The sequence below is a fragment of the Kaarinaea lacus genome (assembly GCF_975902315.1).
This window is the reverse complement of the sequence record NZ_CDLKIE010000152.1, coordinates 1-13329: the sequence shown is the minus strand read 5'-3', so window position 1 is coordinate 13329 and position 13329 is coordinate 1. Positions and strand designations below refer to the sequence as shown.

General features: G+C 46.7%; 12 protein-coding genes. 5 read left to right on the top strand and 7 right to left on the bottom strand.

Annotated elements, in window-relative coordinates; genetic code table 11:
* Positions 1-53: 53 nt before the first annotated feature.
* From cysG to ald, 7 genes are all read right to left on the bottom strand, one after another.
* Positions 54-1175 (bottom strand): siroheme synthase CysG, encoded by a 1122-nt coding sequence (gene cysG, locus ACWVCM_RS04270; RefSeq protein ID WP_455200476.1) that lies wholly within the window; start codon positions 1173-1175, stop codon positions 54-56.
* Positions 1176-1266: 91 nt separating this feature from the next.
* A complete protein-coding gene (gene serS / locus ACWVCM_RS04265; protein ID WP_455200475.1) occupies positions 1267-2541 on the bottom strand; it encodes a serine--tRNA ligase in 1275 nt (424 codons plus the stop codon).
* Positions 2542-2606: 65 nt separating this feature from the next.
* The gene (gene crcB / locus ACWVCM_RS04260; protein WP_455200474.1) at positions 2607-2981 is read right to left on the bottom strand and encodes a fluoride efflux transporter CrcB; all 375 of its coding nucleotides are present in this window, start codon (positions 2979-2981) and stop codon (positions 2607-2609) included.
* Positions 2982-3058: 77 nt separating this feature from the next.
* Entirely contained in the window at positions 3059-4414 is a 1356-nt protein-coding gene (locus ACWVCM_RS04255) for a replication-associated recombination protein A (protein ID WP_455200473.1), read from the bottom strand.
* A gap of 38 nt (positions 4415-4452) precedes the next feature.
* On the bottom strand, positions 4453-5109 hold the full coding sequence (lolA, locus tag ACWVCM_RS04250; RefSeq protein ID WP_455200472.1) for an outer membrane lipoprotein chaperone LolA: 657 nt from the start codon (positions 5107-5109) through the stop codon (positions 4453-4455).
* 67 nt (positions 5110-5176) lie between these two features.
* Positions 5177-7483 carry a DNA translocase FtsK gene (locus ACWVCM_RS04245; RefSeq protein WP_455200471.1) on the bottom strand — a complete coding sequence of 769 codons (2307 nt, stop codon included), beginning with the start codon at positions 7481-7483 and terminating at the stop codon, positions 5177-5179.
* Between the two features lie 160 nt (positions 7484-7643).
* On the bottom strand, positions 7644-8705 hold the full coding sequence (gene ald, locus ACWVCM_RS04240) for an alanine dehydrogenase (RefSeq protein ID WP_455200470.1): 1062 nt from the start codon (positions 8703-8705) through the stop codon (positions 7644-7646).
* A 145-nt stretch (positions 8706-8850) separates the two neighbouring features.
* Here ald and trxB point away from each other — a divergent pair, with 145 nt between their 5' ends.
* From trxB to ACWVCM_RS04215, 5 genes are all read left to right on the top strand, one after another.
* Positions 8851-9807, top strand: a complete 957-nt coding sequence (gene trxB, locus ACWVCM_RS04235; protein ID WP_455200469.1) for a thioredoxin-disulfide reductase — start codon at positions 8851-8853, stop codon at positions 9805-9807.
* Between the two features lie 178 nt (positions 9808-9985).
* Positions 9986-11146 carry a GNAT family N-acetyltransferase gene (locus ACWVCM_RS04230; RefSeq protein WP_455200468.1) on the top strand — a complete coding sequence of 387 codons (1161 nt, stop codon included), beginning with the start codon at positions 9986-9988 and terminating at the stop codon, positions 11144-11146.
* A gap of 192 nt (positions 11147-11338) precedes the next feature.
* A complete protein-coding gene (locus tag ACWVCM_RS04225) occupies positions 11339-12358 on the top strand; it encodes a substrate-binding periplasmic protein (RefSeq protein WP_455200467.1) in 1020 nt (339 codons plus the stop codon).
* Between the two features lie 366 nt (positions 12359-12724).
* Positions 12725-12961 (top strand): YgaP family membrane protein, encoded by a 237-nt coding sequence (locus ACWVCM_RS04220; protein ID WP_455200466.1) that lies wholly within the window; start codon positions 12725-12727, stop codon positions 12959-12961.
* A partial coding sequence (locus ACWVCM_RS04215) for a hypothetical protein (protein WP_455200465.1) occupies positions 12958-13329 on the top strand: 372 nt, incomplete at its 3' end. The genes ACWVCM_RS04220 and ACWVCM_RS04215, both read left to right, overlap by 4 nt.

The window sequence follows — 13329 nt, the reverse complement described above, 5'->3', positions numbered from 1 at the left end:
GGATGTGGATTGAGCCGCTGCAATTGGCAAGGTTCAATGAAAACCACATTGTTCTATGTTCCCCTAACTTTTTTTCCAGAAAGCGGGTTCTTGAGAATATCTTTCAAATGGCCGGTAACAAACAACACTGACTGTGCATAGTTGCGATGAGTTAGCGGAATACCGCCATAAGAGGCTGCACCCGCTGCAGCCGTAATTCCTGGCACGATCTGGAATGGTACACCGGCCTGCATCAGGGTTTCAATTTCCTCACCACCCCGCCCAAAAATGAATGGGTCCCCGCCTTTCAACCGCAATACGCGTTTTCCCTTCAGGGCAATACGCGCTAACATTTGATTAATATCTTCCTGCGGTAAAGTGTGTTTATCACGCTCTTTTCCGACATAGACCAGGTCAGCATCACGGCGCGCCAGGTCCAGTATACTTTCTGATACCAGTCTGTCGTACACAATGACATCTGCCTGCTGCAACAAACGGAGTGCACGAAACGTTAACAGGTCAGGATCACCCGGGCCTGCGCCCACCAGGTAAACCTCGCCACGATCCGGCATGGCTTTTTCACCTTCGTCAACGGCACTGTGCATTGCTTCACGTGCCGCTTCTTCCTTGCCCGAAAATACCATCTCCGCAATGGGTCCCTGTATAACTTTCTCCCAGAAATCCCGCCGTTTGTCGGGATCCCTGAATTTTTGTTTAACCTTGCCACGGAAATCTTCCATCAGGGAGGCTAATTTGCCATAGGCGGATGGAATCATGGTTTCCAGACGCGAGCGCAACAAGCGCGCAAGCACCGGAGATGCACCACCGGTGGACACCGCTACCTGAACCGGAGAGCGATCAATTATTGAAGGCACGACAAAACTGCAAAGCTCTGGCTGGTCAACAACGTTGACCGGTGTATTATTTTGCTGCGCAAGTTCTGAAATGCTGCGATTGACTGCCTTGTCATCGGTTGCAGCAATGACCAGGGAATAGTTTGTGATATCAACAGTATCAAAATTCTTTTGTTCGAATTTAATTTCATCCGCATTCAAGCGTCCCTGCAAACTTTCACATAATTCGGGCGCGATCACAGTTACCTTGCCACCGGCGCGAACCAGTAAGGATACTTTACGTGCCGCCACATCGCCGCCACCTACTACCAGACATGAGCGGCCTTCTAATTTAAAAAACATCGGAAAATATTGCATAGTACTCTTCGCTTTTTGAGTTCCTTATTACCAACCCAGGAGTGTCAACGCTGGTAATATCGCTTGAGGGGCTTGATCACTCAATTATATCGATGCCACCCATATACGGCTGTAACACCTTTGGGATAGCAATGGCGCCACTGGCCTGTTGATAGTTTTCCATTACCGCGACCAGGGTTCGCCCCACCGCTAATCCAGAACCATTCAGGGTGTGGACCAGTTGTGGCTTACTGCCTTCAGATTCTCGCCAGCGTGCTTTCAGGCGCCGCGCCTGAAAGTCTTCAAAGTTACTGCATGATGAGATCTCCCGGTACTTCCCCTGCCCCGGCAACCACACTTCTATATCGTATGTTTTCGCCGCTGAAAAACCCATATCACCGGTACACAGGGTCACTGTACGATAAGGCAATTCTAATAATTGTAGAATTTTTTCCGCATGTCCGGTTAATTGCGCCAATGCCTCATAAGAATCCTGTGGATTGACAATCTGAACCAGCTCCACCTTATCAAACTGGTGTTGCCGAATCATGCCGCGGGTATCTTTTCCATATGAACCAGCTTCACTACGAAAACACGGCGTATGACATACAAAGCGCAACGGCATGTCTTCGGCGCTCTGGATAGTATCACGCACAATATTTGTTACCGGCACTTCAGCAGTAGGAATGAGATAGTAAGCTGGATCAGAATCAAGTTTGAAAAGCTCTTCTTCAAACTTGGGTAATTGACCCGTGCCTTGCAAGCTTTCACTGTTCACTATATACGGTGTGTAGACTTCGGTATAACCGTGATCCCGAGTGTGTGTATCCAACATAAATTGCGCAAGCGCTCGATGCAAACGCGCAACAGGACCGGTCATTACATTAAATCGACTGCCGGCAATTTTCGCCGCGGTATCAAAATTCAGATAACCCAACCCATCACCGAGATCCACATGGTCTTTCACTTCAAAATCAAATTGCGGTTGATCGCCCCAGCGCCGTACTTCGATATTATCATTTTCATCCTGGCCTTCCGGCACATCGGCATGAGGAATATTGGGAATACCCAATAGAATATCGTTTAACTTATTCTGGACCTGGTTCAAACGCTCTTCCGCCGCTTTAAGCTTGTCACCCAGATCGGCAACTGCATCAAGCAGCGGCTGGGCGTCTTCACCCTTTGCCTTGGCCTGACCGATGGCTTTGGAACTTTTATTGCGCTCACTTTGCAGCTGTTGCGTTTCGACCTGAATCGCTTTGCGCTCCTCTTCCAGCGCAGAGATGGCACTCACATCGAGATCAAAGCCCCGGCGTGCTAATTGTTTAGCCACATTATCGAGTTCAGTTCTTATTAATTTTGAATCTAACATTACTATTTTCCCAAGAGCCCTTAACCTTTAATACGAAATTGCATTAAAGTTTTTTTATAAGACATTCAGTAAACATAACGTGTAATCATGACACCAATCCAGGCTGCCAACACACAAAGCCCAACATTTAGAAAAACATTCAACAGTGCTTTTACTACTTCACCCTGTTCCAGCAATTCCAGTGTCTCGATAGAAAAAGTGGAAAAAGTGGTAAATGCTCCGAGTACACCGACCATTAATAACGCACGCCAGGGTGCCGCGAGTTCGAAACGTTCATTGAACAAAACGTACAACAGGCCGATCAATAGCGAACCAATCACGTTAACCGTTAATGTACCATAAGGAAATGAGCGGCCAGCTAAAATGTGAACACCGCTCGATACCCAATAACGCATTAAAGCACCAAGGGCGCCCCCAGCGGCAATCGCTACTAATTGCACCTTATGTTACCTCTGCTTAGTTGCATGTCTGGTCAACCCGAGTTATGTCTAGCATCAGCATATCATGGCAGAAATCATTAATTTTCTTTCTGCTTCGATTTTGCCTCACGATCCAGTTGTCGCAAATATTGCAGTTTTTCACTGATTTTTTGCTCTAATCCCCGGTTGGTCGGTTCATAGTATATCTTTTCAGGCATCGCATCGGGAAAATATTTTTCGCCCGCCGCATAGGCATCAGGCTCGTCGTGCGCATATCGGTAACCATCACCATAGTCCAGTTGTTTCATCAGGGATGTGGGTGCATTGCGCAATTTGAGGGGCACTTCCAGAGAACCGTGCTGTTGCGCATCTTTTAACGCGGCTTTATACGCCACATAAACGGCATTACTTTTGGCAGCACAAGCCAGGTAAACCACCGCTTGCGCCAGGGCCAATTCACCTTCCGGGCTACCCAGGCGTTGCTGTGCATCCCAGGCATTTAACGCCAACTGCAGCGCTCGTGGATCAGCATTACCAATATCTTCTGATGCCATTCGCGCGATGCGGCGCGCAAGATACAGTGGATCACAACCGCCATCGATCATGCGCGCCATCCAGTAAAGCGCCGCATCAGGATCAGAGCCGCGTACCGATTTATGCAGTGCAGAAATCTGATCATAAAATGCCTCCCCCCCTTTGTCGAAGCGACGCAAGGTGCCGGTGAGGACTTCATTTAACAGTTCAGTCGTGATATTGATCCGCCCCTGTTCATCGGGCTCCGCCAGATCGCAACAAATTTCCAGAACATTTAACGCCCGCCTGGCATCACCATCGGCAAACTGCGCCAGGGAATGACGTAAATCCAGTGGAAAATCGATTGCCTGATTCCCCAGCCCCCTTTCACTATCCGTCAATGCACGATCAATAATCGCTAACAATGCCTCTTCATCGAGGTTTCTTAATACATAGACACGGGCGCGTGATAACAATGCATTATTGAGTTCAAACGACGGGTTTTCTGTAGTGGCGCCAATAAAAATGACCGTTCCATCTTCCACGTAGGGTAAAAAAGCATCCTGTTGCGCTTTATTGAAACGATGAACCTCATCAACAAACAGGACTGAATCCTGATTATGCGCTTCACGGTGCCGCCTGGCCTGATCGATGGCAGCCCGAATATCTTTAACACCGGAAAGAACCGCGGACACTGTCAGGAACTGCGCGTGAATAGTTTGTGCAATCATATACGCCAGAGTGGTTTTCCCTGTTCCAGGTGGTCCCCAAAACACCATGGAATGCAGATGGCCTGACTCTATCGCCTGCCGCAACGGTTTATTAGAACCCAGCAAATGTTGCTGTCCAGAAAATTCATTAACGCTGCGTGGCCGCATGCGATCGGCCAGCGGTCGCTGACTCATATCAGGACTATTGGCAAACAAATCAGGATGACTCATGACAGTTCAGTGAAGTCGCAAAAGATTGGATTTATCTTTCATCGAGAGCCGCTGGCTTCATCGATCACATCAACACCTGGTGGTGCCTCGAAATTAAATACCGAGGGATTAATAGCAGGATTTTGTTCCAGGTTAGCGAATGTCAGGCGCGTGATTTGACCGAATGCATCCTTGAGTTCCATAATCTGCAAATTACTGCCGGAGAATGCCAGCAGCAGTTTTTCAAAACTCGCTTCCTGCTGTTTGGGTACCAGTTGAAGCCAGAACAACGATGAATCCCCACCGGTGTTTTCAGTGATTTCCGTCACGATAAACTTGTCTGTAATGGTTGCGTCACCACTCAATAATATCGCCGGTGTATCACCCAGCGCTAAATCCAGGTTTTTAACAATGACCTGTTCCATTTCCACATCATAGATCCAGAGTTTTTTTCCATCGGCAATGATTTGTTGTTCATAAGGTGACTTGTAGTCCCAATGAAATTTGCCCGGACGTTGCATTTGCAATATACCCTGGGACTTGTCTACCGATGACCGAGCGTTACTAATCACTGTCTGAGTAAACTCCGCTCGCATACTTTTCACATTGTTAAAGAACTGGTTAAGACGTTGTTCTGCAGCTCCTGCAAATACCGATAGCGGATTCAGTAAAATAATTACCCAACAAAAAACTGGCAACACAAATTGCTTTCTCATAGGCGACGACCGATTTTATTAAAATAGGGAAACGGGTTGTTATAGCTAATTAGTTACTATTTCTGGACTATAGTTCAGGAGGTGGCGGCGCAAGTACTTCCCGCTGACCATTGGATTGTAAAGGGCCAACGACGCCATTTTTTTCCATTTCTTCCACCATGCGGGCAGCCCGGTTGTAACCGATCTTAAGTCGTCGTTGTACCCCTGAAATCGACGCACGACGGGTTTCGGTAATAATCGCAACCGCTTGATCGTACAATTCATCAATATCACTGCTACTTTCCTCGAGCACAGGATAACCTTTATCAGTAATTGTCGATGGCCCTTCCAGGATTTCATCATCATATTCCGGTTCACCGCGACTTTTCAGGTCAGCGACCACCCGATGTACCTCAGCATCCGATACAAACGCGCCATGCACCCGCACTGGAATACCAGATCCCGGTGGCAGGTACAACATATCACCATGACCCAACAACTGTTCAGCGCCACCCTGATCCAGGATGGTACGCGAATCCACTTTTGCAGAAACCTGGAACGCGATCCGTGTAGGAATATTGGCTTTAATTAACCCGGTTAACACATCCACTGATGGACGTTGTGTTGCCAGAATCAGGTGTATACCGGCGGCGCGGGCTTTTTGTGCAAGACGGGCAATTAATTCCTCCACCTTCTTGCCCACCACCATCATCATATCCGCCAGTTCGTCGATAACAATGACTAGCAATGGAAATGGTTCCAGATAACGTTCCTCATCATCATCCAGTAATTCATTGGGTGTATAGGTGGGGTCAACAATCCATTCTTCGTTCTCGTTAGCGATCCTGACTTTTTTGTTAAAACCAGCCAGGTTCCGCACGCCCATGTGTGCCATTAACGTATAACGGCGCTCCATTTCCGCGATCGCCCATCGCAACGCATTCGAGGCCTGTTTCATATCGGTTACCACGGGAGCCAGTAAATGTGGAATACCTTCGTAGACAGACAGCTCCAGCATCTTCGGGTCAATCATGATCAGGCGAACATCGGCTGGAGTAGCGTTGTATAACAAACTCAGGACCATGGCATTCAAGCCAACAGATTTACCGGAACCGGTCGTGCCTGCCACCAGTAAGTGTGGCATTTTCTGTAGATCGGCAATGACAGGTTGACCACTAATGTCTTTACCCAGGGCAACAGACAATGGTGAATGGGCCTGTTCGTATTGTTTGGAACGCAGCACTTCACTCAAGCGAACAATTTCACGGACCTCATTGGGCACTTCCAGGCCAATCGTGGATTTACCGGGAATGACCTCGACGACACGTACACTAATAGCCGACAGGGAACGCGCCAGGTCCTTGGCCAGATTACTGATCTGACTTACCTTTACCCCAGGTGCCGGATCCATTTCATAACGGGTTACTACTGGCCCAGGGTGAACGGCAACCACGTGAACTTCGATACCAAAATCCAGTAACTTCATTTCTACTGTTCTTGATACCGCCTCCAGTGCCTCTTTGGTTATTGGGTTTTTCTTGGCCTCTACATCATCCAGCAGCGCTAAAGCGGGTAGCGCTTCGTCGGCATCAGGCTCAAACAGCGGCGCCTGGCGTTCTTTTTCTTCCCGTTCCGAATATTCAATGACCTCAACCACAGGCTCAATTTTGATGGGCTTGCGTTTTTCTTTCTTCTTCTTTTGAACCTGAACGACTTCTTCTCTTTCCAGGCGTGCACGCCGACCTTGAATGTATTCGCGAAAGTTATACCATTGCTCCGCTAACCAGGTAAAAAAGCTCAAGGTTATTCGTCCAGTTTCATCCATAACGCGAAACCAGGAAAGATTGGTAAACAGGGTGACGCCTGTCAGGAACGTTGCCACTAAGAGCAAAGTACCCCCCAGAAAACTGAATACACCGACTAAACCATTACCAACAACGTCTCCGAGAATGCCCCCTGCGTTTAATGGCAATTGTGAAACATCGGCGAAGTGCAAGGTCGCCAGACCGGTACCCGCACACAATGTCAGAATAAAGCCAACAGCGCGCAATACACCGATTCGCATATCGAAGTTTGTGGCATCATCACGGCCTTTAAACATCAACCAGCCAACATAGGCCACCATGATTGGAAACAGGTAAGCCAGGTAACCGAACAGATAAAGAAAGGAATCAGCGAACCACGCACCCACCACACCACCGGCGTTGCGTATAGCATCAGTGGAATCGCTGTGGGACCAACCAGGATCTGCAGAGTGGTAAGTAATCAGAGAGGCTAATAAATATATCGCGATGGCACCAAATACAATTAATGCACCTTCACGCAAACCTCGCACGGTATGTTCAGACAGTGGAACGGATTGTTTACTGGATGCTTTCGCTGTCGCTTGAGCCAAATTCCCTTACCTCTTTTTATGTCCTGCAACTTTTAAATCTGAATCGACAATACAAAACAAATGAGAGTGTCGATAAAACGTACAGCTCTAAAAAAACTAATTGTATATATTTTGGTAAACCTGACGCATTTTGCAAATAAAGTTCATAAAAATCCACATTTTAAAGATTTTGTAGCGCCGGGTGCACAATTTTACCCTGTTTTACGTTAATTCCTGCCGCCAAATCCGCTTGTTGCTCCCAATCCGGCTTCGCCAAACGCAACACATACGGGATTAACGATGCTGATAAAGCCTGGGACGCCGTGCGCGGAACCGCGCCCGGCATATTAGTCACACCAAAATGAATGACACCTTCCCATTCAAACGTGGGATTTTCATAATTGGTGGGATGTGTCGTTTCCACACAACCACCCTGGTCCACGGATATATCGATAATGACACTGCCATTTTTCATTGAGCGCACCATATCTGCCGTTACTATCTTTGGTGCGCGTTCACCGGTAATCAAAATCGCGCCAACCAGTAAATCCGCCTGTTTGACATGCTTTACCAGACTATGCGCATAAGGATAAAGAGCGGTCACATTGGGCCCTAAAGCTCGCATGCGTTCCAGTTTGCTCCGTTTACGATCAAAAACCACTACCTCGGCGCCTATATTGGCTGCATACAAGGCTGCGTTACCACCGGCTACACCGGCACCTAAAACCACGACTTTTCCTCGTTCTGCCGCCGGTAAACCACCGAGCAAAATACCTCGACCACCTTGCGGACGATGCAACAAATGTGTTCCTACCTGGATTGACACGCGTCCTGCGATATCACTCATCGGCGCTAATAAAGGTAGTTGACCGTCGGGCAGTTGCACTGTTTCAAAGGCCACCGCCGTTAAGCCAATTTGTTGCAAACCTTTCAGCAACTCCAGTTCGGCAGCGAGATGCAAATAAGAGAACAAAATTTGATCAGATCGAAATAACGCGAGTTCCTCAGGTTGAGGCTCTTTTACCTTCACGATCATTTCGCCTGCATCATAAAGTGCCCTGGCATCGGGTACTATTTGAGCGCCAGCCTGTCTAAAATCTTCATCGCTATAACCACTTAATACGCCAGCTTCGGTTTCTATAAATATTTCGTGGCCGTGCTGAACGAGGTCAGCGACGGCGTCGGGAATTAATGCGATACGACCCTCGAGGATTTTTATTTCTTTTGGAACACCAATACGCATTACATCTCCTTTACGATGTCTGTGACATCTCGTAGTATAACCGCAGTTAAAAAAACGTGCTGAATAACAACACCTTTGTATTTTTATAGAAATAAACAGTAAGAAACCAACTGTCTCAGGTACAACTCTACTGTAGGAGTCAAAAATGAGTGAAACCAAGCATTGTCGACTATTGATACTCGGATCCGGCCCGGCAGGTTATACAGCCGCAGTTTATGCGTCACGCGCTAACCTTAATCCCGTATTAATTACCGGTCTGGAGCAAGGCGGCCAATTAATGACCACCACCGAAGTCGATAACTGGCCTGGCGATCCCGAAGGTTTACAAGGCCCAGGGCTAATGGCTCGGATGCAGGAACATGCAGAACGTTTCAAGACAGAAATCATTTTTGATCACATCAATAAAGCCGACCTGTCCAGCCGCCCATTTACTTTAACTGGCGACAGCGGTGTTTATACCTGCGATGCACTTATTATCGCAACCGGTGCATCAGCCATGTATTTAGGCCTGGACTCCGAAGAAAAGTTTCGCGGTAAAGGCGTATCTGCCTGTGCCACTTGCGATGGATTCTTTTATAAGGGGCAAGATGTCGCTGTGATCGGTGGCGGCAACACTGCCGTTGAAGAGGCCCTGTACCTGGCCAATATTGCCAGGAAGGTAACCGTGGTCCATCGACGCGATAAATTTCGTTCGGAAAAAATTCTCTCCGATCAGTTAATGGAAAAAGCCAGAAGCGGCAATGTGGATATCGAATTTAATCATACCCTGGATGAAGTATTGGGTGATGATACCGGCGTTACCGGTATGCGCATTAAAAGCAACGATGGTTCAACAAAAGACATCGATTTGCAGGGTGTTTTTGTCGCCATTGGCCATAAACCCAATACGGATTTGTTTGTAGATCAACTGGAAATGGAACATGGCTATCTGAAATTATTTCGTGATGCCAATGGAACTAATGCAACCGCTACGAGTATTCCCGGTGTGTTTGCCGCCGGCGACGTAGCCGATCATGTTTATCGCCAGGCAATAACTTCAGCAGGATCCGGTTGTCAGGCGGCGCTGGATGCAGAGCGTTATCTGGATAATCTTGGCAGTTAATCATTATTCGCACCAGTTGTTCTTCGTAATAATTCCCTCTCCCTTGAGGGAGATGGACAGGGCGAGGGTGAGGATGAAAAAGTTTACCATACCCCTCACCCCAATCCTCTCCCCGAATTAAGGGAGAGGGAGCAACCACCAATACTGGTAGTCTCACAACCCACCTATCCCATCAATTATGAAGATCACCATTGTCGGCGCAATCAAAGAAATCGGGGCTGATGAATGGAATACGCTCGCCGGTCAAAAAAATCCCTTTGTTCGTTATGAATTTCTCTCCGCATTGGAAACCCATCATTGCGTCGGCGAACGTTATGGCTGGATACCACAACATATAACATTACGCGATGATCAGCAGAAACTCATCGGTGCTGTTCCGCTTTATTTGAAAGACAACTCTTATGGTGAGTTTGTATTCGACTGGGGCTGGGCTGATGCCTATCAGCGCAATGGCCTGGACTATTACCCCAAACTTGTGGTCGCCATGCCCTACACGCCCGCAACTGGCCCTCGACTATTGATTGATAAAAATCAGGATTACCCACGCATTGCAGGCACACTCATCGAAGCCAGTGTGCAACATGCGAAAAACCTGAATGTATCGTCATTGCATTGGCTGTTCACCAATAAACGGGATACACAGCAGTTAAGCAGGCATGGATTTATGCTGCGTTTGGGGTGCCAGTTTCACTGGACCAACCAGCGCTATGAAAGCTTCGAACACTATTTACAAACACTCACACGAGGCAAACGAAAAAACATCAATCGTGAACGCCGCCATGTGAAAGATGCGAATGTAGAACTGGAGGTACTTGATGGCCACCAGGCTACAGAACAGCACTGGCATATCTTTCACCGCTATTACGAATCGACTTTTATGAAACTCGGCGGCTATGCCACGTTATCAGCAGGCTTTTTTCAGGAAGTCGCAGCAACGATGCCGGACAGTATAGTGCTGGTGATGGCCAAGCATGACAATGAATACATTGCTGCCGCGTTAAGCTTCCGCGGCACCGATACATTGTTTGGCCGACACTGGGGTTGTGAAAAAGAAATTAACAGCCTGCACTTTGAGGCCTGTTATTACCAGGGTATTGATTATTGCATCCAGCATGGTTTGCAACGTTTTGAACCTGGCGCCCAGGGGGAACACAAAATAGCCCGTGGCTTTCTACCAACCCCCACCTACTCCGCACACTGGATTGCCAATCCGGTGTTTAAAAATGCCATTAGTGATTTTCTCGACCATGAAACTAAGGGCATGCGACACTACATTGAACAGCTTGGGCAGCATTCGCCGTTTAGACAAACAGAGGAATCAAGCACAAGCCCAATATAGTGAGCATCATCATGACACAACGTCGAATGCGTCGGTTAAGTATTGGGCATCGCACTAATACCGAAGCCACGTTCTTCAACAGTAAATTATTCTTATAGACAATCGAACTTTATATGTTGATAATTGTTTTAAGAATCGATCAAACTCAAGTGCAAATATTATGTTAGATAAGGTGTAGACGTGAGAAAATTAGTGAAAAAATTCCGCCTTATTTTTGCAATCATTTTGATACACATACTGACAGTGGCGCCTCCCCACTCAATAGCAGCCACTTTGAATCTTGTGGCGGATAACTGGCCACCATTTACCTCCGAAAAACCTGGTCAACGTATCGCGGCAGACCTGGTAGAACGGGCACTGAAGCGCTCAGAAGTAGCCGCAAAAATAAAAATAATTCAATGGAAAGACGTGCTGGACGGAATCAAATCCAGCAAACACGATGCAATAGTAGGTGCATGGAAAAATTTCGAGCGTGAGCAGTATTTGTTGTTTTCCCGCCCTTACCTGGAAAATCGCATCATGCTTGTTGGTAGAATCGATAACAAAATTAGCTTTAACGATGTCACTCAATTAACCAACAGGAAAATTGGAATCGTGGAGGGTTACGCATACGGCGAAGCGATTGCAAACAATGAAAAAATTACAAAAGTGAAAAGTGCCACGGTAATCGATAGCCTTAAGAAATTATTAGACAAAGAAGTGGATTTTATATTGACGGACTCTATTGTAGCGCAGAGCATGAAACAGCATCTGCCTAAGAAGATTAAAGATAAATTAGTCATATACCCCAAGGTTGTGATGACACATAGCCTGCATTTTGCGGTACGCAAAAATTATCCGAACGCCGATAAATTGCTGGAAAAATTTAATAACAGCATAAGAAGCATGATTGCTGATGGATCATATAACCGAATTTTAGGTTTTGCATGGCTGGTGGCTGACACCGATGGTGATGGAGTGGATGAATATATTGTTGGAGACCAGGTGCCATCTAAAAATGATGACCCGGCCATATCCGGCGCTGGTTATCCTGTGTTTTCAGAAGAACAAAGCAGGGACAAAAAACCGGAGAAAAAGTATCGTGTTTTAAATCTGGAATATAACTCATGGGATGACGCCCAACAGGCCATTCAGCAAGCCCAGATGAGTGGCAGATTACAGTATGAAGAGCCGGAGACAGAGGCAGTTAATGTGTTTTCGGGAAAATTCTAATTCAATAACAAGTAAGCGCGTACACAAAATACAAGTCTACTTTCTCATAGATAATCCTCACCACTGTATCCACTACACGAACCACCACACGACTAGAACAACACAGGCATTTTTTAAACTAGCTGTCATTTAAGTCAGTAGTAGAGATAACCAATATGGACACCCGACTTTTCTAGATCTCATACGAATATCTGTTTTCGCGTTATCCCAACAAATAACCTGCAGCAATCTCACACAACAACATTAAGATTCTGGATAATTGTACATTTTTGCCGATATTAAAGTACGCACGTAATGATATGGGGGCAGAATGCCATTTATACCAAAAAATACTATTTTTCATAGCGTTAGCAGATTGGAGGGCATATGAAAAAAGGACCTAATATGCACTCGATAGACCGGGTCGTAAGGTTAATTGTTGGAATTATTTGCGTATACATCGGCTTTATCGACTTGAGTTTGATTTCAAGTCGACCCGTAGCAATGATGGTGGGCATATTTGGCGTCATCAATTTGTGGGCGTTTATAACAATACGCTGCCCTGTTTACTCCCTTGCGGGTTTCAGCACTGCCACCAGGACGGAAGAAACACACGGTTCATGAACCTGCGCATCAAATTGTTACTGAGCTTCGCCTTGGGCGAATTGTTGTTGCTGCTGTTTTTTGGCTCCGTTGCTTACGACACCGCAAAGCTTTCTATCATTAACAATGAAATCGAATTGTTGTCCAGTATCGCACCGCGTATCGCAGAATATGTTGCCCAGGACTTAAGGGAAGGAAAGAGACGGAGTGCAACTCTCGCGCCGGACCATCCTGAAGATCAGAAAGATGCGATATACCTTTTTGTAAGAGACCAGCAGGGAAATTTAATTACCAAACCAGAAAATTCACTGATAGCACAAATCTTTAATCAGTTAAAAAATTCTACAGAAGATTCTTCGCAAAAAATTGCCGGCAATCTGACGACTGGT

Coding starts and splice junctions, on each gene's coding strand:
- ald (WP_455200470.1), bottom strand. CDS start 8,705: ATGCGTATTGGTGTTCCAAAAGAAATAAAAATCCTCGAGGGTCGTATC.
- trxB (WP_455200469.1), top strand. CDS start 8,851: ATGAGTGAAACCAAGCATTGTCGACTATTGATACTCGGATCCGGCCCG.
- ACWVCM_RS04230 (WP_455200468.1), top strand. CDS start 9,986: ATGAAGATCACCATTGTCGGCGCAATCAAAGAAATCGGGGCTGATGAA.
- ACWVCM_RS04220 (WP_455200466.1), top strand. CDS start 12,725: ATGAAAAAAGGACCTAATATGCACTCGATAGACCGGGTCGTAAGGTTA.
- ACWVCM_RS04255 (WP_455200473.1), bottom strand. CDS start 4,414: ATGAGTCATCCTGATTTGTTTGCCAATAGTCCTGATATGAGTCAGCGA.
- cysG (WP_455200476.1), bottom strand. CDS start 1,175: ATGTTTTTTAAATTAGAAGGCCGCTCATGTCTGGTAGTAGGTGGCGGC.
- serS (WP_455200475.1), bottom strand. CDS start 2,541: ATGTTAGATTCAAAATTAATAAGAACTGAACTCGATAATGTGGCTAAA.
- lolA (WP_455200472.1), bottom strand. CDS start 5,109: ATGAGAAAGCAATTTGTGTTGCCAGTTTTTTGTTGGGTAATTATTTTA.